This is a genomic window from Streptomyces sp. NPDC104367, assembly GCF_055583825.1.
Genome location: NZ_JBVJND010000057.1, coordinates 1 through 25,397, shown reverse-complemented (window position 1 = coordinate 25,397; position 25,397 = coordinate 1). Strand labels below are relative to the sequence as shown.

The 25,397-nt window shown below is 71.9% G+C and carries 20 protein-coding genes; 6 read left to right on the top strand and 14 right to left on the bottom strand.

Translation table 11 applies throughout. The features are described from left to right. The first annotated feature begins 91 nt into the window (after positions 1 to 91). Positions 92 to 778 carry a DUF4232 domain-containing protein gene (locus tag ACZ619_RS44010; protein ID WP_469611597.1) on the top strand — a complete coding sequence of 229 codons (687 nt, stop codon included), beginning with the start codon at positions 92 to 94 and terminating at the stop codon, positions 776 to 778. Positions 779 to 1,036: 258 nt separating this feature from the next. Here the strand turns inward: ACZ619_RS44010 and ACZ619_RS44005 are convergent, their stop codons facing one another. Continuing rightward, positions 1,037 to 1,780, bottom strand: coding sequence for a TetR/AcrR family transcriptional regulator (locus ACZ619_RS44005; RefSeq protein WP_469611596.1), 744 nt, complete (start codon positions 1,778 to 1,780; stop codon positions 1,037 to 1,039). Positions 1,781 to 2,092: 312 nt separating this feature from the next. Here ACZ619_RS44005 and ACZ619_RS44000 point away from each other — a divergent pair, with 312 nt between their 5' ends. Beyond that, complete coding sequence (locus ACZ619_RS44000; RefSeq protein ID WP_469611595.1) at positions 2,093 to 2,755, top strand: Tat pathway signal sequence domain protein; 663 nt, start codon at positions 2,093 to 2,095, stop codon at positions 2,753 to 2,755. A 73-nt stretch (positions 2,756 to 2,828) separates the two neighbouring features. Here the strand turns inward: ACZ619_RS44000 and ACZ619_RS43995 are convergent, their stop codons facing one another. The 7 genes from ACZ619_RS43995 to ACZ619_RS43965 all read right to left on the bottom strand — a co-directional run bounded on the left by ACZ619_RS43995 (position 2,829) and on the right by ACZ619_RS43965 (position 13,024). Then, on the bottom strand, positions 2,829 to 5,375 hold the full coding sequence (locus ACZ619_RS43995) for a beta-glucosidase (protein ID WP_469611594.1): 2,547 nt from the start codon (positions 5,373 to 5,375) through the stop codon (positions 2,829 to 2,831). Beyond that, positions 5,372 to 6,556, bottom strand: a complete 1,185-nt coding sequence (locus tag ACZ619_RS43990; RefSeq protein WP_469611593.1) for a glycoside hydrolase family 1 protein — start codon at positions 6,554 to 6,556, stop codon at positions 5,372 to 5,374. Before ACZ619_RS43990 ends, ACZ619_RS43995 begins: the two co-directional genes overlap by 4 nt. Positions 6,557 to 6,662: 106 nt before the next feature. Then, positions 6,663 to 7,541: an alpha/beta fold hydrolase gene (locus tag ACZ619_RS43985; protein ID WP_469611592.1), complete on the bottom strand. Its 879-nt coding sequence runs from the start codon at positions 7,539 to 7,541 to the stop codon at positions 6,663 to 6,665. Further along, positions 7,538 to 9,409: an ABC transporter ATP-binding protein gene (locus ACZ619_RS43980; protein ID WP_469611591.1), complete on the bottom strand. Its 1,872-nt coding sequence runs from the start codon at positions 9,407 to 9,409 to the stop codon at positions 7,538 to 7,540. The genes ACZ619_RS43985 and ACZ619_RS43980 overlap by 4 nt, the downstream gene beginning before the upstream one ends. Beyond that, complete coding sequence (locus ACZ619_RS43975; protein ID WP_469611590.1) at positions 9,406 to 10,350, bottom strand: ABC transporter permease; 945 nt, start codon at positions 10,348 to 10,350, stop codon at positions 9,406 to 9,408. Before ACZ619_RS43975 ends, ACZ619_RS43980 begins: the two co-directional genes overlap by 4 nt. 5 nt (positions 10,351 to 10,355) lie before the next feature. Further along, a complete protein-coding gene (locus ACZ619_RS43970; protein ID WP_469611589.1) occupies positions 10,356 to 11,336 on the bottom strand; it encodes an ABC transporter permease in 981 nt (326 codons plus the stop codon). A gap of 23 nt (positions 11,337 to 11,359) precedes the next feature. Beyond that, positions 11,360 to 13,024 carry an ABC transporter substrate-binding protein gene (locus ACZ619_RS43965; protein WP_469611588.1) on the bottom strand — a complete coding sequence of 555 codons (1,665 nt, stop codon included), beginning with the start codon at positions 13,022 to 13,024 and terminating at the stop codon, positions 11,360 to 11,362. A 779-nt stretch (positions 13,025 to 13,803) separates the two neighbouring features. Between ACZ619_RS43965 and ACZ619_RS43960 the strand changes: the two genes are divergently transcribed. Next, a complete protein-coding gene (locus ACZ619_RS43960; RefSeq protein ID WP_469611587.1) occupies positions 13,804 to 14,853 on the top strand; it encodes a LacI family DNA-binding transcriptional regulator in 1,050 nt (349 codons plus the stop codon). Between the two features lie 112 nt (positions 14,854 to 14,965). On the opposite strand, the gene ACZ619_RS43955 is transcribed toward ACZ619_RS43960, so the two are convergent. Beyond that, positions 14,966 to 15,448, bottom strand: coding sequence for a hypothetical protein (locus ACZ619_RS43955; RefSeq protein ID WP_469611607.1), 483 nt, complete (start codon positions 15,446 to 15,448; stop codon positions 14,966 to 14,968). On the opposite strand from ACZ619_RS43955, the gene ACZ619_RS43950 reads away from it, so the two are divergent. Beyond that, on the top strand, positions 15,354 to 15,899 hold the full coding sequence (locus ACZ619_RS43950) for a histidine kinase dimerization/phospho-acceptor domain-containing protein (protein ID WP_469611605.1): 546 nt from the start codon (positions 15,354 to 15,356) through the stop codon (positions 15,897 to 15,899). The genes ACZ619_RS43955 and ACZ619_RS43950 overlap by 95 nt on opposite strands. Beyond that, positions 15,896 to 16,570: a response regulator transcription factor gene (locus ACZ619_RS43945; protein WP_469611586.1), complete on the top strand. Its 675-nt coding sequence runs from the start codon at positions 15,896 to 15,898 to the stop codon at positions 16,568 to 16,570. The genes ACZ619_RS43950 and ACZ619_RS43945 overlap by 4 nt, the downstream gene beginning before the upstream one ends. A gap of 10 nt (positions 16,571 to 16,580) precedes the next feature. Here ACZ619_RS43945 and ACZ619_RS43940 read toward each other — a convergent pair whose 3' ends face one another. Continuing rightward, positions 16,581 to 19,574 (bottom strand): glycosyl hydrolase, encoded by a 2,994-nt coding sequence (locus tag ACZ619_RS43940; RefSeq protein ID WP_469611585.1) that lies wholly within the window; start codon positions 19,572 to 19,574, stop codon positions 16,581 to 16,583. Positions 19,575 to 20,625: 1,051 nt separating this feature from the next. On the opposite strand from ACZ619_RS43940, the gene rhaS reads away from it, so the two are divergent. Continuing rightward, positions 20,626 to 21,714: a rhamnose ABC transporter substrate-binding protein gene (gene rhaS, locus ACZ619_RS43935; RefSeq protein WP_469611584.1), complete on the top strand. Its 1,089-nt coding sequence runs from the start codon at positions 20,626 to 20,628 to the stop codon at positions 21,712 to 21,714. A gap of 26 nt (positions 21,715 to 21,740) precedes the next feature. On the opposite strand, the gene ACZ619_RS43930 is transcribed toward rhaS, so the two are convergent. From ACZ619_RS43930 to ACZ619_RS43915, 4 genes are all read right to left on the bottom strand, one after another. Further along, complete coding sequence (locus tag ACZ619_RS43930) at positions 21,741 to 22,388, bottom strand: LutC/YkgG family protein (protein WP_469611583.1); 648 nt, start codon at positions 22,386 to 22,388, stop codon at positions 21,741 to 21,743. Continuing rightward, on the bottom strand, positions 22,385 to 23,863 hold the full coding sequence (locus tag ACZ619_RS43925) for a lactate utilization protein B (RefSeq protein WP_469611582.1): 1,479 nt from the start codon (positions 23,861 to 23,863) through the stop codon (positions 22,385 to 22,387). Before ACZ619_RS43925 ends, ACZ619_RS43930 begins: the two co-directional genes overlap by 4 nt. Then, positions 23,860 to 24,615: a (Fe-S)-binding protein gene (locus ACZ619_RS43920; protein WP_469611581.1), complete on the bottom strand. Its 756-nt coding sequence runs from the start codon at positions 24,613 to 24,615 to the stop codon at positions 23,860 to 23,862. The genes ACZ619_RS43925 and ACZ619_RS43920 overlap by 4 nt, the downstream gene beginning before the upstream one ends. A 107-nt stretch (positions 24,616 to 24,722) precedes the next feature. Then, on the bottom strand, positions 24,723 to 25,397 hold a 675-nt coding region (locus tag ACZ619_RS43915), incomplete at its 5' end, for an FGGY-family carbohydrate kinase (RefSeq protein ID WP_469611580.1).

Here is a 25,397-nt window from a genome sequence, read left to right as displayed (position 1 = left end):
GGGGCGGTCCGGACCGTGCAGCACCGATCTGATCACCTTGGCCGCCGGCAACGGCCCGCGGCTCCGCACCACTTCATCGGGGAACCCCTTCATGAACTCTCTTCTGCGCCGTCCCGCCCTGCTCGCCGTCGCCGGCGCGGCACTCGCCCTCTCCCTCACCGCCTGCCAGGGGGCCGACGACAGCGGCGCGGCCTCCGCGACGGCCTCGTCGGCGAGCGGGTCGGCGGCGGCCGACAAGGCCGAGGGCACGTCGGCGACGACCGGTTCGGCGGGGGCGACCGGATCGACGGGAACGACCGGTTCGACCGGATCGCAGGGCTCCTCGGGTTCGGCCGGCGGGCAGGCGGCCGGCTCCACCCCGGTGTGCACGGCCGGTGACGTCACCGTCAGCGCCGCCACGCAGGACGGTCCGCCGTACACGCACCTGGTTCTGACGGCGAAGAACACGTCCGGGCACGCGTGCCGCCTGGCGGGCTTCCCGCACGTCCAGCTCCTGGAGAGCCACAAGCAGGATGTCCCGGCGGTCGCGAAGAGCAAGCCGGCGACGGCCGTCGTGCTGGCGGCGGGGGCCCCGGCGTACGCGGTGCTGAAGGTGTCGGACGGCGGCGCGGACGAGGAGAACGAGCCCGTGTCGGCGTTCTCCGTCACGCTGGAGGGCGACGACGCGACGGTCATCACCGTCGAGGCGCCCGGCAGCGAAGGCATCGCCGCCGACCCGGCGAAGGCGCTCACCGGCTACTGGACGCCCGAACTCCGCAACGGCGCCGACGACTTCTGAGCCCGAAGGCGGGTGCCCGACGGCAGCGGCGGGCACCCGGCCGGCGGCGGGTTCCGGTCGCGGACGCCGGATCATGGTGGTGGGGTCGGGTACTCCGTCGGGACCGGCGCGCACGGGACGGCTCGGGCGGGGATGCCGGCCGGGCGGTGTCCGGTGGTGCACCGGAACAGCGGCCCGAGGGCACACGCGCCGGCCTCCACAAGGAACTCGACGACCTCGGCCTGCTCCGGGGCGGACCTCGCGCCCGGGGCTCCGGGTTCAGGGCTCCGGGTTCAGGCAGGCCGGGAGGGGGCCGGTGGCGGGGGGCGGGTCGGCCAGGCAGGCGGCGGCGCGTTCCGGTCCGAGGAACGGGGCGAGCACGGAGAAGGCCAGGCCGGGCAGCAGGTCGGGCAGTTCGGCGGTCCGGCCGGCGGCTATCCGGCGGTAGATCGCCGAGTACACCCCTCCGACCACCGTGTCGACCAACTCCTGCTCGGGGACGGGGAGTTCCATGGCGGGCAGGTCGGTGAAGTAGTCCCGGAAGCGGGTCAGCAGATGTTCCCGGGCCTCGCGTCCGGCGGGTCCGACCGCGTCGATCTCCACGATCGCCATCGCCGCGAACGCGGGTGCCTCGGCGAGGATCAGGAGCAGCGCGCCGAGTCCGGCGCGGATCTGCCCCGGCCAGTCCGGGGCGGTGGCATGGGCCTCCTCCATCGCGGCGAAGACCAGCGAGGTGCCGTGCTGGTGGGCGGCGAGGAAGGCGTCCTCCTTGCCCTTGAAGAGCTCGTAGAAGACCGGTCTGGTGACCCCGGCCGCCTGGCAGATGTCGCTGACCCGGGTGCGGGCGTAGCCGACCTGGGCGACGGTGCGGACGAACCCGTCCAGCAGCCGGTCCCGCTGGTTGGCGGCGACGGCCTCGGGCGAGGTGCGGCGCGGACCGCGCCGCAGCGAGCGCTCCGGGTCGCGCCCCTTGCGGGTGCCGGGCAGCACCAGGGCAGGCGGCATCGACGGAACTGCTGCCATATCACGCCCTTCCTCATGAACTCACGTATTACGCCTTGACGTTGAATACTCGTCAGGTTTACAACCTTCACAGGTTTTCTTCTCACGCGGAACCGGCGGCCGGACGACCCGCCGGATCCGTCAGTGTCACGCACCCGCAAGACGCCAACAAGCACACCGGCGTTCCTGACGCCGGGTCGGCCATCAGCAACGCGCACCGGTCCGGTTCTCCCCCTCCGGGGGGACAACCATGCCGGGTCACCGTCCCCGTTCCACCTCCGGGACCGCGGCCCCTTCCGCGTCACACCCGCACGCCCGAAAGAGGACACCCGCATGCGCAGATACGCCGTCTCCGCCTTAGCCGTCACCGCCGCCCTGTCGGCCCTGACGTTCCTCCCGGCCGCCTCCGCCTCCGCGGCCAGCTCGGTGCTCACCTACGGCAGCGCCGGCGGCACCGCCGTCGCCGTCGGTGACGTGCTCACCGCCTCGCTGTCGAGCGGCACCAAGGCGTCGCTCGCCACCGCCAGCGGCGGCTCGACCGGCATCACCTGCACCGGCTCGACGCTGACCGCCACGGTGACGTCGAACCCGGCCTCTCCGGGGACGGCGACCGAGTCCGCGACCGCCCAGACCTTCAGCGGCTGCACCAGCAACGTCCTCGGTGTCACCGGTGTGCAGAGCGTCACCGTCAACAACCTGCCCTACACCACGTCGGCCACCTCGGCCGGCGCCGTGACGGTGGCCCCGGCCTCGGGCAGCACCATCCAGTCCACGGTGGTGCTCTCCACCCTGCTGGGCACCGTCACCTGCGTCTACCAGGCCTCCAGCCTCGCCGCGGTGAGCTCCAACACCGACAACAGCCTGACCTTCACGAACCAGGTCTTCACCAAGACGTCCGGTTCGTCGCTGTGCAACTCCAGCGGGTACTTCACGGCCGCCTACGCCCCTGTCGTCGACAGCAGCGTCAGCGGTTCTCCCTCCGTCTACACCAACTGACGGCCGGGCGCCCCACCCTCTGTGCGGCGGACGCGGGTCCCTGTGACCCGTGCCCGCCGCACGCGCCGTCCGGTCAGCCGGATGCCGGGCAGGTGACCGAGCAGGTGCTCCGGACGTCGGTGACCGAGCGGCCCACGTGCACGGTGTACGTGCCGGGCGGGATCTCCCAGCCCGCGCTGCCCGGGTTCCAGACCTCGAAGGCGCGGCGGGCCAGCCGGATCCCGACGCGTTCGGTCGTGCCGGGTGCCGTGCCGACCCGGGCGAAGCCGGCCAGCCAGCGGGCGGGGCGGTCCGGTCCGCCGGCGGGGGCGGAGAGGTAGACCTGGACGACCTCGGAGCCTTGCCGGGGGCCGGAGTTGGTGACGTCGACCGTCACCGTGACCGTGCCGTCGGCGGCCGGGCGGGCGGATGCCGGGCCGTAGGTCCAGTCCGTCCAGCCGAGCCCGTGCCCGAACGGCGCGGCCGGTGCGCGGTCCGCCCGCAGCCAGCCGCGGTAGCCCGGGTGCAGGCCCTCGGTGTAGTCCAGCACCCCGTCCGCGTCGGGGACGACCGAGGGCACGAGCGGGTCGGGCCCCGGGAGTGTCCACGGCAGCCGGCCCGCGGGTTCGGTGCGGCCGGTGAGGACGTCGGCCAGCGCGTGGCCCGCCTCCTGTCCGGGGAACCACGACCACAGGACGGTGGCCGCCCGCTCCAGCCAGGGGAGTTGGACGGGCGCGCCCGCGTTGACGACCACGATCGCGTCGGGCGCGACCGACAGCACCGCCTCGACCAGGGCGTCCTGGTCGCCGGGCAGGGCCAGCGAGTCGCGGTCCCAGCCCTCCGACTCGACCTCCTCGGTCGTACCGACGACGAGGACCACGAGGTCGGCTTCCTCGGCCGCCGCGACGGCCGAGGACAGCAGCGCCTCGGGGCCCGGCCCGGGGGTGCCGTGGCGCAGCACACCGCGGAACATGTCGCCGAACTCCGGTGACCGCAGCCGCTGGAGCTCCGCCACCACCCGGACCGTGCGCGGCACGTCGCCGACGAGGACCGCGCAGGGCGTGCCGTCGGGCAGGTTGGTGGAGGAGTTCAGGACGGCGGCCGTGCCGTCGGCCTCCCAGGTGCCGGTGGCGACCGTCCGGCCGTCCACCGTCACCTTGTGGCGGCCTACCACGCCGACCTCGACGAGGTGTTCGCCGGGCTCCTTCAGCAGCAGGTCGACGGTGAGCCGCAGCGTCTCCGCCTCCGCGTCGTGGGGGCCGAAGTCCCGGACGGTGCCTTCCCAGTGGTCCAGGGGCAGGGAGCCGAGGACGTCGCCCGCGCGGTCCAGCAGTTCCACCGTCGGGGTGCCGCGGACCACGGCGGGGTCGACGTCGGGCAGCTTGCGGCCCGCGTCGGCGCCCTGTTCGACGGTGACCCGGGCGCCGGGGAACGCGGCCCGCAGTCCCTCGTCGAAGCCGACCACGTAGGGCGGCTGGACGAAGGCGCTGCCGCCGCCCTGCGCGAAGGCGGTGACGGCGTTGGGGCCGATCAGCGCGATCCGCCGCACGTCGGCGGGGGCCGTGACCGGCAGGCCGCCGTCGGCCGGGCGCCGCAGGACGACCATGGCGGCGGCCGCCAGTTCCCGCAGGGTGTCCGCGTACCGGGCGGCACGGGCGGGTCCGCCGGTGTTCGCCGGCTCCGGGGCACGGGAGCCGAGGGTGTACGCGGCGACGGGCGCGGCCGCCTCCGTGGCGTCGGCGCCGTCCGGGCCGAGGGCGCCGACCCGGCCGGCCAGTCGCAGGATCCGCCGTACCTTGTCGTCCACCAGGGCCTTGGGGACGGCGCCGGTGCGCACCGCCTCGGCCAGCTCCCTGGACCAGGGGCTGAGCGGGCCCGGCATCGCCAGGTCAAGGCCGCCCAGGGCGGGGCCGACGGTCTCGGTGGTGGCGGCCCAGTCGCTGACCACGACCCCGTCGAAGCCCCACTCGTCCTTGAGGACGCCGGTCAGCAGCCGGTGGTGGGAGCCGGCCGGTGCCGCCTCCACACCGTCGTCGACGCCGGAGTAGGCGGACATGACCGTCCACACGCCGGCCTCGCGCACCAGGTGCTCGAAGGGGGCGAGGTAGACCTCGCGCAGGGTGCGCTCGTCGAGCCTCGCGGTGTACGAGGTGCGGGCGGTCTCCGAGTCGTTGGCCACGAAGTGCTTGGCGCAGGCGGCCACCCGCTCGGCCTGGAGGGCGCTCACCAGGGCGGCGGCGAGCCGGGCGGTGAGCAGCGGGTCCTCGGAGAAGTACTCGAAGTGGCGGCCGGCCACCGGCGTCCGCTGGAGGTTGACCAGCGGAGCCAGCAGCACGTCCACCCCGGCGGCCCGCGCCTCGGCGGCGAGCAGCCGCCCGGCGCGGGCGAGCGCCTCCTCGTCCCAGGTCGCGGCGAGCGCGGTCGGGGACGGCAGGGCGGCCGTGGTCCAGCCGGGGATCTCGCCCGTGCCGCGGACCCCGGCGGGGCCGTCGGAGAACACCAGGGGGCGCAGGCCGAGCGCGGGCAGCGGATGCAGACGCCACGGCGTCGCCCCGGTGAGCATCCGCACCTTGGTCTCCAGGTCCAGCCCGGCCACGGCATCGGCAACGGCGCGGGGCTCCCCGGCCGGATGTGCGGTCACGGCTGCGGGTCCTCCTCGACGGCGTTGGCGCGGGCGACCGAGCCGAGCCAGCCCAGGGACGGCTTGGGGGTGCGCACGAACGTCTGGCGGTCCACGGCGATCAGGCCGAAGGTGGGCCGGTAGCCGGAGGCCCACTCGTAGTTGTCGAGCAGGCTCCAGTGCAGGTAGCCGGCGACCTCGATGCCGTCCTCGATGGCCGCGTGGAGGCCGTTGAGGGCACCGCGGGTGTAGTCGATCCGGCGGTTGTCGTCGGCGGTGGCCATGCCGTTCTCGGTGACGAAGACGGGCACGCCGCCGGTCTTCTCCCACGCCGAACGCACGCCCTCCTCCAGGGCCTTGGGGTAGTACTCCCAGCCGGTGAGGGTGGTCTCGACGCCGTCGGGCACCTGGCGCGGGCCGTCGGGGCCGATGATCGTGCGGGTGTAGGCCTGGACGCCGACCCAGTCGTCGCCGCGGACGGCCTCCAGGTACCAGTCGTCGCGGTGGTAGCCGTAGTCGTGGGCGGCCTGCTCGCAGCCCGGCTCGGGCTGGAAGGCCTGGGTGGCGACGGTCCAGCCGGAGCGGATGCCGCCGACCGAGGAGAGCACCTCGCGGGAGCGGCGGTGGCAGTCCAGCAGGGTGTCGGCGACCTTGAGGTCCGGCGCGGGCAGACCGTAGGCGACCAGGTTGGCCGGGTCCTCGCCGCCCGCGATCATCGCGGCGATGTTGGGCTCGTTGATGGTGCAGACCCACTTGACGTCGTCGCCGAGGACGGGCAGCGCCAGCTCGGTGTAGCGGGCGAACCGGTCGGCGGCCTTGGGCGAACGCCACATGCCCTCGTCGGCGAACCAGCGCGGCACGGTGAAGTGCATCAGGGTGACCATCGGGGTGATGCCGAGTTCCAGCGCGGTGTCGACCATGCGCCGGTAGTGGTCGATGCCGGCCCGCGAGACGAAGCCCTCCTCGGGCTCGATGCGGCTCCACTCGATGGAGAAGCGGTAGGTGTCCAGGCCCGCGTCCCGCAGCAGGGTCATGTCCTCGCGGAAGCGGTGGTAGCTGTCGCAGGCGTCGCCGGAGGGCTCGACGATGCTGGTGCCGGCGGCGTGCTCGCGGGGCCACCAGTCGTTGTTGACGTTGTTGCCCTCGATCTGGTGGGCGGCGGTGGCGGCGCCCCACAGGAAACCGTCGGGGAAGTGCAGCACGGGAAAACCTCGTTCGGGTCTGGCGGTGGGGGAAGGTCTGGGATGCGGTGGCGGAACGCGGGTCAGGACGCGTGCCGCCACCGCACCCGGTCTGGGTGGTCCCGGCTCAGCGGGTCCAGAAGTCGTCCAGCAGGTCGGCTGTGACCCGCGGGTTCTCGGAGTTGGGCAGGTGCCCGGCGTCCGGGATGACTTCGTAGCGGCCGCCGAGCAGGCGCGCCGAGCGGCGCTGCCAGGTCTGGGGCCAGGCGGTGTCGTCGTCGACGCCGTGCGCGACGAGCACCGGTACACCGGTGGCGGCGAGCGCCTCGGTGTGGTCGGTGGGGTCGGCCAGCACGGCGATGGCGCCGAGCAGCTGGTCGACCGGGGTGTGCAGGGAGCGTTCGCGCAGGAAGCGTTCCAGCGGGTCGAGGAAGCCGGGGTCCCGGTCGGCGCGGACCGCCCGCTCCGGGTTGTCCAGGCTCCACAGGTCGACGCGCCCCGCGGCGGCCCGCAGCCGGGACTCCTCCGCGGCCTTGCGGCCGGGCCAGCCGTGCGGTCCGGAGCACAGCAGGGTCAGGTCGGCGAACAGGCCGGGTTCGGCGAGTACGGCGGCCTGGGCGACGGTGCCGCCGAAGCTGTGGCCGAGCAGGTGGACCCGGTCGGCGCCGGTCGCGGCGAGGACCGTACGGGTCACGGCGACGGCGTCGGCCGCGAAGTGGTCCCGGGTGTAGTGCTCCTCGCCCACCGGCCCGGCCGAGTCGCCCTGGCCGCGCTGGCTGTACGCCCAGGCGTCCCAGCCGTGCCGGGCGAGCAGCGGCAGCAGGTCGAGGAAGTCCTCCTTGGAGCCGGTGAACCCGGGCACCAGGAGCGCGACGCCGCGGGCGGGTCCGGCGGGCCGGGCGCGCAGCGCGGTCAGCACGCCGGCCGGCAGCGGCAGGCCGAGGACCTCGACGCCGTCCGGTACGGGCAGGACGGAGAACGGGGTGCCGGGGACGGGCGCGGTCATCGGCCACCCCTGTCGGCCGGCGCCGCGCTGCCGCCGCTGCTACCACTGCCGCTGCCGCTGCCGCTTTCGGCGAAGCGCCGGGCGGGCTGCGGGATGGAGTCGAGCAGCCGGGTGGTGTAGTCGTCCTGGGGGAAGCGCAGCACCTGCGCGGTGTCGCCGGACTCCACGACCCGGCCCTGGTGCAGCACCATGATCCGGTCGGTGATGACGCGGGCCGAGAGCAGGTCGTGGGTGATGTAGAGCAGCGACACGCCGAACTGGACGCGCAGGTCCTCCAGGAGGGCGAGCACCCCGGCGCGCAGCGAGACGTCCAGCATGGAGACCGGTTCGTCCGCGATGAGGACCTGGGGGTCGCCGGCCAGGGCGCGGGCGATGACCACGCGCTGGCGCTGGCCGCCGGAGAGTTCGTGCGGCAGCTTGGCGGCGAACCGCTCCACCGGGTTGAGACCGACCACGTCGAGCAGTTCGAGGACCCGGCGCCGGGCGTCGGCGCCCTTGAGGCCGGTGAAGTTCACGACCGGCCTGGTCAGCGTGTACTCGACGGTGTGCAGCGGGTTCAGGGCCGCGTAGGGGTCCTGGAAGACCATCTGCACGTCGGTGTGGAGCTGCTTGAGGCCGCGTCGGCGCAGGGTGCCGATGTCGAGGTCGCCGAAGCGGACGGTGCCGCTGCTGGGCCGCTCCACGCCGGTGATCAGCTTGGCGATGGTGGACTTCCCGGAGCCGGACTGGCCGACGAGTGCCATGGCCTGGCCGGGCTCCAGCCGGAACGACACGTCCCCGACCGCGGTGACCGGGGCCTCGCCGCGGCGCGGCGGCGGGTAGGTCTTGGTGACCTGGTCCACGACGACGGCCTGCTGGGCGGCGCGCCGCAGGCGCCCGCCGGTGCTCCGGGTACCCCGGGGGCCGTGCTGGGCGGAGGCGGCCCCGGACGTCTCGGCGGCGGTGGCCGGGCCGGTGCCGTCGGTCGCGTCGCGGCCCTCCGGTACGGCGGGCGGGGCGGCCTGCTCCCGCGCGGGTGCGGTCGCCGTGTCCGTCGTGCCGGGTGCGGTCCCGCGGACGGCGAGGCCGGGCAGTTCGACGACCTCGGCGCGCGGGTCGGCGTAGTGGCCGAGCAGCATGCGGGTGTAGGGGTGGCGGGGGTCCTCGAAGATCTGGCGGGAGGTGCCGTCCTCGACGATCTCGCCGTCCTTCATCACCATCACGCGCTCGGTGGACTCCAGGACCACGCCGAGGTCGTGGCTGATGAGGACGGCGGTGAAGCCCTCCGCGGCCTGGAGTTCGCGGATGGTGCGCATGACGGCGTGCTGCACCATCACATCGAGTGCGGTGGTGGGCTCGTCGAAGACCATCAGCCGGGGCTCCAGCGAGAGGGCCAGGGCGATGGAGACGCGCTGGCGCATGCCGCCGGAGAGTTCGCCCGGGTAGCGGTCCAGGACGGAGGCGGGCAGTTCGACCCGGTCGAGGAGTTCGGCGGCGCGGGCGCGGCGGCGGGCGCGGGGCACATGGCCGTGCGCGGCGAAGACGTCCCCGAAGTGGTGGGCGATGGTGCGCACCGGGTTGAGGGCGTTCATGCCGGACTGGAGCACCATCGCGAAGCCGCCGTGGCGCTGCCTGCGCAGGTCCTCGGCGTCGAGGCGTGCGATGTCGGTGCCGTCGAAGAGGATGCGGCCGTGCTCGATCCGGGCCGGCGGCTTGGCCAGCCGGGTCAGGGCGAAGCCGAGGGTGGACTTGCCCGACCCGGACTCCCCCACCAGGCCGACGAACTCGCCCTGCTCGATGCGGAACGTGGCGTTCTTGACGGCACGGGTGGGCGTGGCGCCCCGGGGTTCGTAGACGACGGTCAGGTCGTCGACCTCCAGCAGGCTCATCGGCCGGCTCCTTCCCTGAGGCGGGGGTTGCTCAGGCCGTCCACCCCGAAGTTGACGAGGGTCATCGCGGTGGCGAGCAGGGCCACGCACAGACCGGGGGCGAAGAGCACCACCCACTGGCCGGTGAGCAGGGCGTTGGAGTTCTGCGCCCAGTAGAGCATCGAGCCCCAGCTGACGGTGCCCGGGTCGCCGAGGCCGAGGAAGGACAGGCCCGACTCGGCGAGCACGGCGGCGGTCGCCGCGCCGAAGAAGGACCCGGCGATCATCGAGGTCATGTTCGGGAGGATCTCCCGGAACACCACGCGGGTCGCGCTCTCCCCGCTGAACAGGGCGGCGGTGACGAAGTCGCGGGAGCGCAGGGACTGGGTCTGGGCGCGCAGCACCCGGGCGCCCCAGGCCCATCCGGTGATGACGACGACCAGGACGATCATCGGCAGACCGCCGTCCTGGAGGTAGGCCGCGATGATGATCATCAGGGGCATGCCGGGGACGACCAGGAACAGGTTGACGACGAAGTTGACGACGTCGCCCGTCCAGCCGCGCAGGTAGCCCCAGCTGAGGCCGACCACGACGGCGACCAGGGTGGACAGTCCGCCGGCCACCAGGCCGACGGTGATGGACACCCGGGCGCCGTACAGGAGCTGGGACAGGACGTCCTCGCCGGCGCCGGTGGTGCCGAGGAGGTGGGCGCCGCTGCCGCCCATGTTGCGGGCGAAGTCGTTGTCGTGCGGGTCGTAGGGGGCCAGCACCGGGGCGAACACGGCGATCAGCACGAACACCGCGAGGATGACGAGGCCGACCCGGGCCTTGCCGTTCTGCCAGACCGTCGCGAACGAACGGCCCGCGACACGCAGCGGGTTGGGGCGCCGGTAGGCGGAGGGCGGGGTCTCGGACATGGTGGGAGTCTTCTGCTGCTGGTCCGTCGGGATGTCGGTGGTCATGCCGGTCACCGCCTCGTCCTGGGGTCGAGGACGCCGTAGAGCACGTCCACGACGAAGTTGGCGATGAGCACGCTGACCGTGATCATCAGGAACAGGGCCTGCATGAGCGGGTAGTCGTGGTTGGTGACCGCGTTGTAGAGGAGGTAGCCGACGCCCGGGTAGTGGAAGACCTGCTCCACCAGGAGGGAGCCGCCGACCACGCCGCCCAGGGCCAGGCCGAAGCCGGTGAGGTTGGGCAGCAGGGCGTTGCGGGCGGCGTAGCGCAGCGCCACGGTCCGCCCGTGCAGGCCGTTGGCCTCGGCGAAGGTCACGTAGTCCTCGCCCAGGGTGCCGATCATGGTGTTGCGCATGCCGAGGATCCAGCCGCCGACCGAGGTGACCAGGATGGTCAGCGCGGGCAGCCAGGCGTGTTCGAGGGCGTCCCCGACGAACGACAGCGACCAGTTGGGCAGGGCGCCGGCCGAGTAGGCGCCGGACGTCGGGAACCAGCCCTGGACGTAGCCGAGGAAGAACAGCACCAGCAGGGCCGTCCAGAAGTAGGGGAAGGCGGACAGGAAGCTGCCGGACAGGGTGGGCAGCGAGTCCATCCAGGTGCCCCGCTTCCAGGCGGCGGCGACCCCGATCAGCGAGCCGATGACGAAGGCCAGCACGGTGACCAGGCCGACCATCACCAGGGTCCAGGGCAGGGCGCCGGACACCAGTCCGGAGACGGACTCCGGGAAGTAGCTGTAGGAGACGCCGAACCGGAAGTGGACCGTGTTGTTCAGGTAGTCGGTGTACTGGTGCCACCAACTGCCGCCGGGAACGCCGAGCTGGGCCTCGATGGCGGCCCGGGTCGCTGGGGACACCGGGCCGCTCTGGGAGAGCTTGGCGACGGCCGCGTCCGCGGGGGAACCGGGCATCAGCCGGGGCAGGAGGAAATTGACGGTGATGGCAGCCCACAGCGTCAGGAGCAGCAGCCCGAATTTGCGCAGCGCGTACCGCATGGGTTCTCCGTGTCAGATCAGGGTCACTTGGCGCGCTGGAGGTGCGTCAGGACGAGCAGCGGGGTGGAACCCCAGGTCATGAGGGATGCGTAGGGGTTCTTCTCCGTGGGCCAGCCGGTGAAGTTCTTGTCGCTGCTGAGGCCCCACAGTCCGCCGTAGAACAGGGAGAGCACGGGGACCTGGTCGTAGACGACCTTCTGGAGTTCGCCGACGATCCGCTTCTGCTCGGCGGTGTCGGTGGTCGCCTTGAGCTTCTGGAGCAGGGCGTCGGTGGTGTCGTCGCCGTAGCGCTCGAAGTTGGCGGAGGTGCCGGTGCCGACGGGCTGCTTGAAGCCGGAGTTGAGCAGGTTGTTGTAGTCCTGGTAGAGCGAGCCGCTGCCGCCGAAGTTGCCCACGAGCAGGTCGAAGTCGCCGTTCTGCATGGTCTCCTGGTAGGCGGCGGCCTGCGGCTGGTTCAGGGTGACCTTGATGCCCAGGTCGGTGAGTTCCTGCCGGACGACCTGCACGGCGCGCAGGTAGTCGCTCCAGCCGTTGGCGGTGGTGATGGTGAGCTCGACCTGCTTGCCGGAGGAGTCGACGAGCTTGCCGCCGCTCTTCTTGTACCCGGCCTTGGCGAACGCGGCGAGCGCCTTGGAGGTGTTCTGCTCGATCTTGCCGTCGTCCGCTATGGACGAGTTCAGCCAGTCCTTGTAGTTGGGCAGCAGCAGGCCGTTCTGTCCGGCGGCCTTGACGTAGCCCTGCTCGGCCTTGTCGGCGATCTTGTCGCGGTCCAGCGCGTACGACAGTCCCTTGCGGAAGTCGACGTCGTTGAAGGGCGCCTTGGTGAGGTTGGGCATCAGGGCGACGGTGCCGCCCGGCGGGTACCAGTAGCTGTTGTGCTCCTCGTCCGCCTTGACCCAGGTGACGTCGACGTCGCTCATGAACGTGTAGGCCCAGTCGTAGCCGTTGTTCACGATGTCGAGGTTGGAGTTGGCGGCGGGCGCCACGATCTTCTTGACCTCGACCTTGTCGGCCTGCCAGTACGTGGCGTTCTTCTTCAGCGTGTACTGGTTGGGCGTGAAGGTGTCGAGCGTGAAGGGGCCGGTGACCACGGGGTTCGGGTTGGTCCAGGTGGCCGGGTTCTTCACGTCCTGCCAGATGTGCTGCGGGACGATCAGCACCTGGTCCAGGACCTGGGCCGCCGGCGCGTCCGCCGTCTTCAGGTGGAAGGTGACCTTCTGGCCGTCCACCGCGAGCGACTTGATGTGCTGCCAGGCGCCCAGCGTGTCCAGTGCCGGGTACTTCTTCATCAGCTCGAACGTGTAGCGCACGTCCTCGGCGCTGAACGCCTTGCCGTCGGACCACTTGACGCCCTCACGGACGTGGTAGACGACGGTGCTGGTGTCCGGCTGCTCGATCGACGAGGCGAGGAACGGGGTGGCCTTGCCGTCGAGGTTGTTCACCACCGCCAGCGGCTCGTACATGTACGTCGTGAGGTTGCGCTTGTTCGCGGAGAACGGGTTGAAGTTCCGCGTGAACGTGGGCGAACCGTTGTCACCGCCTACGAGCAGGGTGCCGGAGGCGGCCGAGGAGCCTGACCCCGACGCCGATACGTCGGCCGTACATGCGCTGGTGACGAACAGGGCCGCCACACCGAGGGCGGCGGCGAGTCGGGTCCGGGAGACCCGGGACCGGGATGCGCGCTTCATCTGATGAAAAAACCTCCTCATCGAGGTCCTCTTTGTGAGGAACGGCCTGGTCTGCGGGGGCCCAGGCTGCGTCCGGAGTGTAAGCGCATACATTCGCCGCTTACAAGAGATGGACGTCACAAGGATTCGGAGATAACGGACAGCGCGCTGATTTCCGTCGTACGACACCCCTGTTACAGGCACCACCACAGCCCCGCGCGACACCGCCACACCCCGCCCGGAGACACCGCCACCGCCACCGACCGGCCCCCAAAATCACCGGGTACGACAGCCATCGTTCCGCACCCCACCTGCGCGTTTCTCCGATCGCGGAGGTGCGGGCGCAGGAGCGGACCCCCGTCCGGCCCCGGCCCCGGCCGCGCCGACGGCACACCGGGCACACGCCGGCATCACGGGCACGGAGCACGCCCCACCCGGACGGAACCCCCTCCCGCCCCTCCCCCGGCGCACCCCGCACCCGCCCGGCCGGCACCGCCGACCGCACCCCGCCCCCCGGCCGCGGACCCGGTGTTCGCGCTGCCGCCCTCGTCACACACGCTCCCGAACAGCGCGGGCACACCTGTAATCTGACGCCTGCGCCATCTCGGCACACCCCGCAGGCCCGCCCGCGACGCCCTTCAAGTCGCGTGCGACCTGCGGTGACATGCGGAGATCGGACAGACGGGCGGTCCCCTGCCGAGCGGCGACCGCAGGAGGGGGACACACACCGTGGGCTTCGTCGGCGGTACTCTGACCACACGCAATGACAGCGCATACATCAGGAACGGCAGGTGCAGCGCGTGAGCACCCCCACGGTGTACGACGTCGCCGAGCAGGCCGGCGTCTCCATCGCCACGGTCTCCCGGGTCTACCGCACGCCCGACACCGTGCGGCCCGAGACCCGGGACCGCGTGCTGGCCGCCGCCCGGGAGCTCGGTTACGTGCCCAGCGGCAGCGCCCGCGGTCTGGCCAGCCGGACCACCGGGGTGCTCGGCCTGTGCTTCCCCGACTACTCCGACCCCGAGACCGAGAACACCACCGGGGACGACGACGACGCGCAGGTCCTCTACGCCGACCAGGTCATCCGCGGCATGGAACGCGCCGCCCGGCGGCTCGGCTACTCCCTGCTGATCTCGGCGTCGGTGACCGGCGGCCCGCCGGACCAGCTGGGGCGGCTGGCCGGCCAGGTGGACGGGTTCGCCGTGATGGACCGCACCGCGGAGGCCGCCGATCTGGAGGTCTACGCCCGGCGCCTGCCGGTGGTGGTGCTGGCCGGCCCGCCGGAGATCCAGGGGCTGGACCACGTCGAGGTCGCGAACTTCGAGGGCCAGCGCGAACTGACCCGGCACCTGATCGAGGCGCACGGGCTGACCGCGCTCGCCTTCGTGGGCGGCCCCGCCGACTCGCCGGACGCCGAGGCCCGGTTCCACGGGTACCGGGCCGCCCTCGACGAGGCCGGGCTGCCCGTGCCCGAGGAGCCCGACATACGGCGGGGCCTGACGAGGCAGGACGGCCGTGAGGCCGTCAAGCGCCTCGCGTTCCGGCCCGGCGGACTCCCGCGGGCGCTGCTCTTCGCCAACGACCAGATGGCGGTCGGCGGTATGGAGGAGCTGACGGCCAACGGGGTCCGGGTGCCGCAGGACGTGGCGGTCACCGGGTTCGACGGCATCCCGCTGGGCCGGATGGTCCGCCCCTCGCTGACCACGGTCCGCCAGCCGATGCAGCGGCTGGGCGACCTCGCCGTCGACCTGCTGGCCAAGCGCCTCGAAGACCGCGGCCGGCCGCCCGAGTCGATCCTGCTCCCGGTGTCCCTGACCCTGCGCGCCAGCTGCGGGTGCGCGGAGGCCTGAGAGCCGGGAACGGTCCTCGGGCGAGGAGCGCCGGGGCGGTCGGTCCTGGCGGTCAGCCGGGACGCTCCGTCGCGGTGGGCGGTCGTAGGGGTCCGTCGGTCGTGGTGGTCGGTCAGGCGTCTCGCAGGTTGAGGAGGGTGGCGCCGGCGAGGAGCGCGGTCGCCGTCCACAGGGCGAGTACGCCCAGGCCCGCCCACGGGCCGATGGGGAGGTCGCCCAGGTCCGTCGTCGCCTGGACGGCGAGCCCCGCCGGCATCGGGCCGATCTGGTCGAGATGCCGGAGCAACCGCGGGTCGGCGACCACGTGGGCGAGGAGCGGGAAGAGGTACAGCAGCCCGAGCACCGTGCCCGTCGCCACCGCGTCGTCCCGGACCGCGGTCGCCGCACCGAGGGCCAGCAGGGCGACGAGGGTGAGGTAGAGCGCCGAGCCGGTGGAGGGGCTGCTGTCGGTGGCGCCCGGGTGGTACGCCGCCGGGCGCGTGCTGCGTCCGCTGCGCGCGATGACGGCGGCCAGCCGCCGGATCTCCGCCGACAGTCTGCACGAACGGCTCGCGGTGTCCGGCCCGCAGAACGAACTCCGTGGGCTCGGTGACACGATCGACGCGTTGCTGGAGCGGCTGGAGCGGGCGTTCGCCGCGCAGCGGCGCTTCGTCGCCGACGCCTCGCACGAGTTGCGCACGCCGCTGGCGGCCATGCGGGCCTCGGTGGACGTGGCGCTCGCCAAACCGGGCCCGGTGCCCGAGCAGACCCGGACCGTGGCGCGCCGTGTCAGGACCGAACCGGACCAGGTGGACCGGCTTGCCGCTGGTCGTGGAGAACGGCGGGCCCGTGCTGACCTCCGATCAGGTGGCCGGGCTGACCCGGCGTTCCGGCGGCCGGGCCCCGAGCGGACCGGGGGCGGCGCGGGGGCGGGCCTCGGGCTCTCGATCGTCGCGGCGGTCGTCGACGCGCACGGCGGCACCCTCGATCTGCGGGCCCGCGCCGAGGGCGGCCAGCGGGCCACGGTGACGCTGTCCGGGGCGGACGGCGCGGAGGTGCCTGCGTGAGGGTGCTCGTGGTGGAGGACGCCAGGTCGCTCGCCGACGTGCTCGCCGAGGGGCTGCGCGACCAGGGGATGGCGGTGGATGTCGCCTACGACGGGCTGGAGGGCGCGGCCAAGCTGGACACCAGCGCGTACGACGCGGTGGTGCTGGACCGGGATCTGCCGGGGGTGCACGGCGACACGCTGTGCCGGATGGTCACCGACCGGGACGAGCGGCCCATGGTGCCGATGCTGACCGCCGCGGACACCCCGGCCGACCGTGTCGCCGGGCTGCCCCTGGGCGCCGACGACCACCTGGTCAAGCCGTTGCGCTTTCCCGAACTCGTGCTCCGGCCGCGCTCGCTGGCCCGCAGACGCCCGTACGCCCGCGGCCGCACTCTGCGGGCCGCGGGCGTCGAGCTGGACCCGGTCCAGCGCACCGCCGCCCGGGACGGGCGACGGCTCGACCTCTCGGTCAAGGAGTTCGAGGTCCTCACCGCCCTGCTGCGGGCGAGCCCGGCCGCCCTCAGCGCGGAGGCGCTGCTGGAACAGGTGCGGGACGAGAACGCCGACCCGTTCACGAACACCGTCGCGGTGACCGTCGGCAGGCTCCGGCGCAAGCTCGGCAGCCCTCCGCTGATCACCACGACGCCCACGGTCGGCTACCGCGTCGCCGGACCGGGTGAGTGTCCGTGAGCCGGGGCCGTCAGCCGACCTTGGTGACGGTGTAGGGGGTGAGGGTGACGGGGCCGACGAGTCCGTTGGCCTGGGCGGAGCGGCCGGACAGGGCGGTGGAGAGGGTACGGAGCCGGTTGATGAGGGTGGTCGAGACCCGGACGCTCAGTGTGTTCTTCCCGGCGTGCAGGTACCGGCCGATGTCGGCGGTGTTGCTGAGCTGGTCGGGCGTGGGCACCCGGGTGCCGTTGACGGTGAGGGTGTAGGAGTCGGTGACCTCGCCGAGGCTGATCCGGGCACCGGTGTTGCTGTTCCAGGTCGCGGGCAGCGTCACCGTCGTGGTGTAGGTGCCGACGCCGGAGGTGTTCTTCAGCTCGGGTATCCCGGTCCAGGCGGTGAGCTTGTCGAGGTCGACGTGCACCGTCTTCTTGCTGGTGCCGACCGCTGCCGCGCCGGTGGTTCCGTAGGCGGCGGAGGGCTGCCAGTCCTGGACGTCCAGGCTCCACGACCGGGTGGTGAGGTCGACGGCCGGACCCGCCGCGGGGACGGTCGTCCTGACGGTACGGCCGTCGCTCAGGCGGGTGGTGTAGGTGCCCGCCTCGGCCGCCTCCACGGCGAGGCTGCCGTCGGAGCGGACGGTGGCGGCGTCCGCCGTGGTCGAGACGACGTGCGGGGTGGCGCCGCCGCGGGAGTGCTTGCCGGTGAGGCGGCTCGGGTCGGTGGTCAGGGCGACGACCTCGGTGGCGTCGCCGGCGAGTGACACGTGCACGGTGACACTGTCGCGGTGGGTGGTGTACTGGGCGATGGGCGTGACGGCGCCGGTCCAGGTGTTGAGCAGGTAGGGCGTGCCGTGGCCCTGGAGGGTGACGTCGGTGTCGACCGCCTTGGCCTGGGTGTCGGGGTCGAAGAGGGTGGCCGGCTCGCTGTCGTTGGTGACCGAGCCCTGGTTGTACAGCCAGTAGAAGTCGGTGTCCGCGTCGGAGCGGTGCACGGAGACGAGCGGACCGGCGGTGGCGGGCTCGGCCGAGGGCTGGACGCCCAGGTCGTCGAGGAGGGCGGGGACCGCCGCCTCGTTCTTCACCACGTGCACGGAGCGCTGCTTGAGCAGTGCGGCGATCACCGGCTGGAGGGCCTTGTCGCCCTTGGCGTCCAGGCCGGGGACCGAACCGGGAGCCGTGCCCACGACGATCACGGGGAGACCGGCCCTGGCGTAGCCGAGGATCTTGCGGGCGGTGGCCACCGGGATGCTGTCGCGTGAGGCCGCGGCGGTGGGCAGCTGGCTGCTGTCGAGGACCAGTGCCTTGTAGGCGGGGCCGTCGGTGGCCAGCCGTCCGTTGCGCACCTTCGCGTTGGGCAGGTCGAGCAGGGTGGGGTCGACGTAGTCCCGGGTGTAGCCGCTCTCCGCCAGCGCCGGGTCCGACCAGTACTGGAGGTTCCCCTGGGTGTACGGCTGCGGGTACACGTAGTTCTGCATGTACACCGCGACGTCGGTCCTGGCCTGTCCCTGGGTGAGGACGAGCTGGTTGCGGGCGAAGTAGTCGTTGTAGGCCTTGGCGTCGGACGCCCAGTCGGGGTTGCGCGGGCCCCACGAGCCGGAGAAGCTCGACGGGAACAGGGAGTAGCCGGGCCAGACCGAGGAGGACTCGGTGTCGGACGGGTACGTGTGGTAGACGAGCTTGGTCACACCGCCCGCGTAGGCCTTGTTCATGCGGATGACCTGGTCCTGGAGCGTCTGCGCGTAGGCCTGGTTCAGGGCCGCCGAGCCCTCGATCGAGTACCACTTGGTACCGGTCATGTGGTTCGCGGACGCCTCGGGCAGGTAGTTGTCCACCTCGTCACCGAACCACAGGGTCTCGGTCTCGGGCCGGTCGAGGTTGGCGGCGGCCTGGATCGAGTCGACCGCGGCGCCGTTGTCGCCGTAGGGCTGAAGGCGCACCGCCTGGCCGTAGTTCTTCTTCGCCCACTTCTTCAGGGGCAGCACCTGGTTGTCGAGCCAGAGGTCGGTGCGCACCTGGTAGAAGTCGTTGCGGAACTTCTTCGACGTCTTGGTGTCGAACTGGAACGCGGGCGTGGCCGCGCCGAATCCGCTGGTGGGAAGGTTCACCAGCAGGGGAAGGTAGTCCGTGATGGAGTAGCCGGCGGCGTGCTTGAAGTCGGCCGCCATGGTGTTGCTCCACGTGTCCGTGGGGCTGCCGCGGTCCGCGGTGTGGGAGTCGTAGAAGAGGTCTCCCCCGTTCTTCCTCATCAGCCCCTTGATGGACTTGAACTGCTTGTCCATGTTGCTGGTCAGGACCTTGGTGCCCGCCTTGGTCAGCAGGTCGGGCTGGGCCTGGACCCCGACGCTCCAGAAGGCCAGGACCTCCCAGTCGGCGCCGGCCGGTGCCGTCCAGTCGAGGGTGCCGCTGGTGGTGCCGCCCTCGATCCCGGCGGTGTCCCGGTTCTTCACCCGGCTGGTGAGGTCGACGGCCGAGTCCTTGTCGAGGCCGGTCTGCGCGCTGGTGGAGCAGGTGCCGTCGCACTTGAAGGCCAGCACGGAGACGAGCGTGGTGCGGTTGGCCGTGGACGGCTTGGGCAGCGCGCCCGAGAACGCGGCGCCGCCCTTGACGACCGACGCTCCGTAGGCGAGCTGCTTGCGCGCCTGGTCGTCGTCGACGGAGAACCCGTCCGGAGCGCTGACCGGACCGTGCGACAGGCTCAGCGTGATGCCGAGGGAGTTGGCCGTGCGGTACAGCGCGGCGAGCTGGTCGGTGGCGGGGAAGGATCCCTGGCCGATCTCGGCACCGGCGATTCCGGCGGCGGCCATGTCCCGCAGTTCGCTCCGGAGTTCGGCGGTGGAGGCGCCGGGAGCGAGGGTCCAGCGGACCCAGGGGCGGTCCGCGGCGGCGGGGTCGGCGAAGTTGGCGGCGGTCAGCCGCTGGCCCAGGGCCGAGGGCGTGGTCTGCCGCGGAGCCGCTTCCGCCGTGCTCCCCGGGACGGTGACGCCGAGGCCGAGGGCTCCCAACAGCGCCAGGGAAAGCGGGAGCACGCTGCCCACGCGATGTCTCAGCGAGGGTCTCACAAGGCTCAACATGAGCATGCCTTTCTTGTCGTCGGCTGCACTGCCGACAGATTTGAATCGATTCAACAAAGAAGCGATTCGGCCCGCGAACGTTCACTGCGGGATGGGTGACGACAGTAGATAGGCCGCCCGCCAGGGTCAACCCATGTGCACGGACGCCTTTTCGGAACCCACGCCACCGAACCGCGCCTCCCCGGCGGAGGAGTTGAGGAATTGAACGGTTCAATTCCAGCGGACGCGCAGGCCCACCGACGACACGGGTGCGGGCCATTGCCGGCATCACTCAGCCCAGCGCCCGGGAGAACCCCGCACGGCACCAGGTACGCGAGCAAAGACGAGGTTCTCCCGGACGCCTCACGGTCGGGCGGCCGGCCACCACGGGGAGACGGCGGACGACACGGAGCGGGACGCAGCGTGACGCCCGGGGACGTGTCCCGTCACGTGGGGAAACCGCCGTCCGTGCGGACGCGTTCGACCGTTGCTACCGTCCGGTCACATCTTATGAATCGATTCATACGCGACGAACAGACGGCCAACACGAAGAAATCAGCAGGTACAGGGCGGTTGACTGACCCTGTGTAAGCGCTTAGTGTCCCGATCCATGCAAGTTGAAAGCATTCAACGTGTCACCACAGACAGGTTGCCGCAGGCCGGACCGAGCCGCCCGGGCTCCGCGCCCTGCTTCACACGCTTGCCCGCCGTCGCCGCCTGACGGACCGGCATGACCGGTTGCACCGGCAATTGCCCTCGGCGTGCACGGACGCCGGACGCGAATCCCGGATCCGCCCCCCGCACCGCTCATCACCGTTGAGCCGGGGGAAACGAGGCGACGGCTCCGAAACCGGCACCGAAAGACCTCGGTGTCCTTGCCCGGACATCCCTGAGCCCGTGCCGCACGGGAGATCCCTCCGCGCACGATCGCGTCCCGCTTCGACCCCGAGGTGCCTCCGAGGCCGCCGTCAGGAAAACGCCCGGGGGCACTCCGCACCACTTCCCAGACCAGGTAAAGAGAAGTCCTTTGCGCAAGTCCATTTCCCGCCGAGCGGGATCGACACTCGCCGTCGTTCTCCCGCTGACGCTGCTCGCCACCGCGTGCGGAAGCTCCAGCGACAATCCCGGGAGTGAAGACCCCACCAACCCCACGACGGCGGAGAGAGCGTACCCGCTGGCCCATATCAAGAAGGGGCTGAAGATAGCCTTCGTCCCCAAGCAACTGGGCGGCAATCTCTATCTCGAGGCCGCCAGCAGCGGCGGCAAGGCGGTCGTCACGAAACTCGGCTCGACGTTCGAGGAAGTCGGCACCAAGTCGAGCACCGACACCTCCGGACAGGTCGACTACATCAAGCAACTCACCGCGGACGGGGTCGACGTGATCGCCGTCTCCGCGCAGGATCCCGACGCCCTGTGCGGCGCGCTCAAGCAGGCGATGGACAACGGCATAGCCGTGATCACGTACGACTCCGACACCCGCCCGGAGTGCCGCAACGTCTTCGTCTCCCCCGCCGACACCGACGCGCTCACCTTCAAGCTGGTCCAGTCGCTCGCGCAGCAGATCGACTACAAGGGGGACATCGCGATCCTGTCCGCCGGCAAGAGCGCGACGAACCAGAACACCTGGATCAAGTCCATGCGGGAAGACCTCAAGACCGATCCCCGCTACACGAAGATCAAGCTGGTCACGGTCGCCTACGGTGACGACAACGCCACCAAGTCCTACCAGCTGACCGGGAGTCTGCTGAAGCGGTACCCGAACCTCAAGGGGATCATCTCCCCGACCACCATCGGCGTGAAGGCCGCCGCCCAGTACCTCTCGGAATCCCCCTACAAGGGCAAGGTCCGGCTGACGGGCCTGGGCACGCCCAACGACATGCGCCCGTACCTCAAGAACGGCACGGTCCAGAGCGTCGAGCTGTGGGATCCCACCGAACTCGGCAAGCTCGTCGCGTGGACGGCCGCCTCCCTGGCCTCGGGGAAGATCACCGGCAGGGAGGGACAGGCCTTCAAGGCCGTGGACGGCGAGTTCGCCACCATCAAGACCGACGGGGTCGTGAACCTGGGCGAACCCACCGTCTTCACCGTCGACAACGTCGACGACTACAACTTCTGAGGACGTGCCCGGCCCGGGCCGGCCCGTCAGCCACCGCTCACGAGCACCACTTCGAGGGTGCGTGGTCCGTGGACTCCCTCGACCCGGTCGAGTTCGATGTCGCTGGTGGCGGAGGGACCGGAGATCCAGGTCAACGGGCGCGTCGGGTCGAGGCGTTCGAGGGCCTGGGGCACGGAGGAGACGACCTGCTCCGGGACCCGCACGACACAGATGTGGTGGTCCGGGACGAGTGTGATGCGGCGGCGGCCCTGTGCGGGGCCGCCGTCGAGCACGATGGTGCCGGTCTCGGCGACGGCGACCGCGCAGCCGGTGACCACACCGGCGACCCGGTCGAGGTCGGGCGGGGTGTTCCCGGCGGTGTCCTGAACCTGTTCGGCGTCGGTCGCCGTGAGCCAGCCGGTGTCCAGTCCGGCCGGCACGACCACGCTCCTCGAACCGTGCTCGTCGAGCAACCGGCCGATCACACCCGCCAGTTCGCTCTCACGGCAGCGGTGCACGACGGCGCGGTAGTCGGCGAGGTTCTCGGCGAGCAGGTCCACCGTCTGCTCGGTGGTCAGCTCGCCGTGCTCGCGCAGGTAGTCACGCGGCACGGCCTGCTCGTACGGCGTGTCGTCGGCCGGTACGTCGGCCAGTGCGCGTCGTACGCGGCCGAGGATCTGCTCCCTGCTGGTCACTTCGTGCCTTCCTTTCCGCCGTGGGTGCGCTGCCACCAGTCGCGGAAGGGTTCGGGTGGGAGGGTGGGGAGGTCGCGGGTGGCGGTCCAGGCCTTGCCGGGCCCGGGGAGGGTGCGCGGGTGGAGGCGCCGGGTGCGGGCGGCGAGGCGCTGGCCGGTGCGCAGGGCGGCGGGACGGGTCAGGGTCCAGCGGGCCGCGCGCATGGCGGCACGTTCGCCGGCGTGTCCCTTGGCCGGCTTGAGGACCACCTTGTTGCCGTCGCGGGTGGTCTCGCCGCCCTGGGTGACGCGTTCGCGGAGGTGGACGAGGACTTCGGGGATGTCGATGGCGACGGGGCAGACGTCGTAGCAGGCGCCGCAGAGGGAGGAGGCGTAGGGAAGGGAGGCGTCGATGTCGGTGCTGGTGCCCCGGAGCTGGGGGGTGAGGATGGCGCCGATGGGGCCGGGGTAGACGGAGCCGTAGGCGTGGCCGCCGGCGCGCTCGTAGACGGGGCAGACGTTGAGGCAGGCGGAGCAGCGGATGCAGCGCAGGGCCTGCCGGCCGACGGTGTCGGCGAGGGTGTCGGTGCGGCCGTTGTCGAGGAGGACGAGGTGGAAGGTGCGGGGTCCGTCGCCCGTGGTGGTGCCGGTCCAGGTGGAGGTGTAGGGGTTCATGCGTTCGGCGGTGGAGGAACGCGGCAGGGTCTGGAGGAAGACTTCGAGGTCCTGCCAGGTGGGGACGGTCTTCTCGATGCCGACGACGGAGATGAGGGTCTCGGGCAGGGTCAGGCACATGCGGCCGTTGCCCTCGGACTCGACGACGACGAGGGTGCCGGTCTCGGCGACCATGAAGTTGGCGCCGGAGATGCCCACCTTGGCGCGCAGGAACTTCTCGCGCAGGTGCAGACGGGCCGCCTCGGCGAGTTCGGCGGGGCTGTCGGTCAGTCCGTCCGGGGCGGGGCGGCCCCACTCGCTCATCTCGGTGCGGAAGATGTCGCGGATCTCGCCGCGGTTGCGGTGGATCGCGGGGACGAGGATGTGGGAGGGGCGGTCCTTGCCGAGCTGGACGATGAGTTCGGCGAGGTCGGTCTCGTAGGCGCGGATGCCCTCGGCCTCCAGGGCCTCGTTGAGACCGATCTCCTGCGTGGCCATCGACTTGACCTTGACGACCTCCGTCTCGCCCGTCTCCTTGACGAGGCGGGTGACGATGCGGTTGGCCTCGTCGGCGTCGGCGGCCCAGTGGACCGTGCCGCCGGCCGCGGTGACGGACTCCTCCAGTTGGACCAGGTAGCGGTCCAGATGCCGCAGGGTGTGGTCCTTGATGCGCTTGCCGGCCTCGCGCAGCTCTGCCCAGTCGGGGAGTTCGGCGACGGCGGTCTCGCGTTTGGCGCGGATGGTGTGGGTGGCGTGGCGGAGATTGCCGCGCAGGGTGGGGTTGTTGACGGCTTCGTGCGCGGCCTTCGGGAAGGCCGGCATGCCCAGGTACGTTCCGCTCATACGGCGAGTTCCTCCTCGGTGCCGGCCAGGATCTCGGCGATGTGGACGGGGCGCATGGCGGTGCTGAGGCGGGTCATGGTGCCGCCGATGTGCATCAGGCAGGAGTTGTCGGCCGCGCACAGGACCTCGGCACCGGTGGACTGGGCGTTGCGGACCTTGTCGGCACCCATGGCGGCCGACACGTCGGGGTTCTTCACGGCGAAGGTCCCGCCGAACCCGCAGCACTCCTCCGCTCCCGGCAGTTCCACCAGTTCCAGTCCCTTGACGGCCTCCAGGAGCCGGCGGGGGCGGTCGCCCAGGCCCAGGCCGCGCAGGCCGTGGCAGGTGGGGTGGTAGGTCACCGTGTGCGGGTAGTAGGCGCCGACGTCGGTCACGCCGAGGACGTCGACGAGGAACTCGGTGAGTTCGTAGGTCTTCGGCACGACGGGGGCCAGCGCCTCCGCCAGGCCGCTGCCACGTCCCTCCGCCCGCGCCCGGTCCCCCATCCTCGGGTAGAGCTCGCGGACCATGGCACCGCAGGACCCTGAGGGGGTGACGATCGCCTCGTAGTCCGCGAAGACCTCGGAGAAGTGGCGGGCGAGCGGTTCCGCCTCGTGGCGGTAGCCGGTGTTGTAGTGGGCCTGGCCGCAGCAGGTCTGGGCCATGGGGAAGTCGACGTCCACGCCGAGTCTGGTCAGCAGTTTCACCACGGCACGACCGGTGTCCGGGTAGAGCGTGTCGTTGACGCAGGTCAGGAACAGAGCGACACGCATCGCGGCTCCTAGAGGTTGATGGATGGATGGGGTGGGAGCCGTCCGGCCGACCGCGGAACCGGTCGGACGGCATCCCGTTGCCACGGGCGGGAAGGGCTCGTCCGGCGCTACGGGGCGCAGAGGCGTCCCTCCGCCTCCGCCCACGCGTCGGCATCACCGTACGGCGTGTAAGTCCGCAGCGGCTGCGTACGCGCCAGGAGCCGGCGCATGCTCGCCAGGGAGTCGACGGCCCCCTGGGCACGGGCCTGGGTGAGCACGTTGCCCAGCGCGGCGGCCTCGGCCGGCCCGGCCACCACCGGCAGCCCGCACGCGTCGGCGGTGAGCTGGCAGAGCAGGGTGTTGCGGGTGCCGCCGCCCGCGATGTGCACCACGTCCACCGGCCGGTCGGCCAGCCGCTGGGCGTCCCGGATCGCCCGGCGGTGGGCCAGGGCCAGGGAGTCGATGATGCAGCGGGTGATCTCGGGCCGCGTCTCGGGCACCGACTGCCCGGAGGCCCGGCAGGCGTCGGCGATCCGCTCCGGCATCCGCCCCGGCGCGAGAAACGTGCTGTCCCCCGCGTCCACCACCGAGCGCAGCGCCGGAACCCGGGCCGCCTCCCGCAGCAGATCGGTCAGGTCCGGGTTGCCCCAGGCCCGCAGGCACTCCTGGAGCAGCCACAGCCCCATCACGTTCCGCAGGTAGCGGACCGTGCCGTCGAGGCCGAGTTCGTTGGTGAAGTTGGCGGCCCGGCTCTCCTCGGTGAGCACCGGGGCGCCCAGCTCCAGTCCGGCCAGCGACCAGGT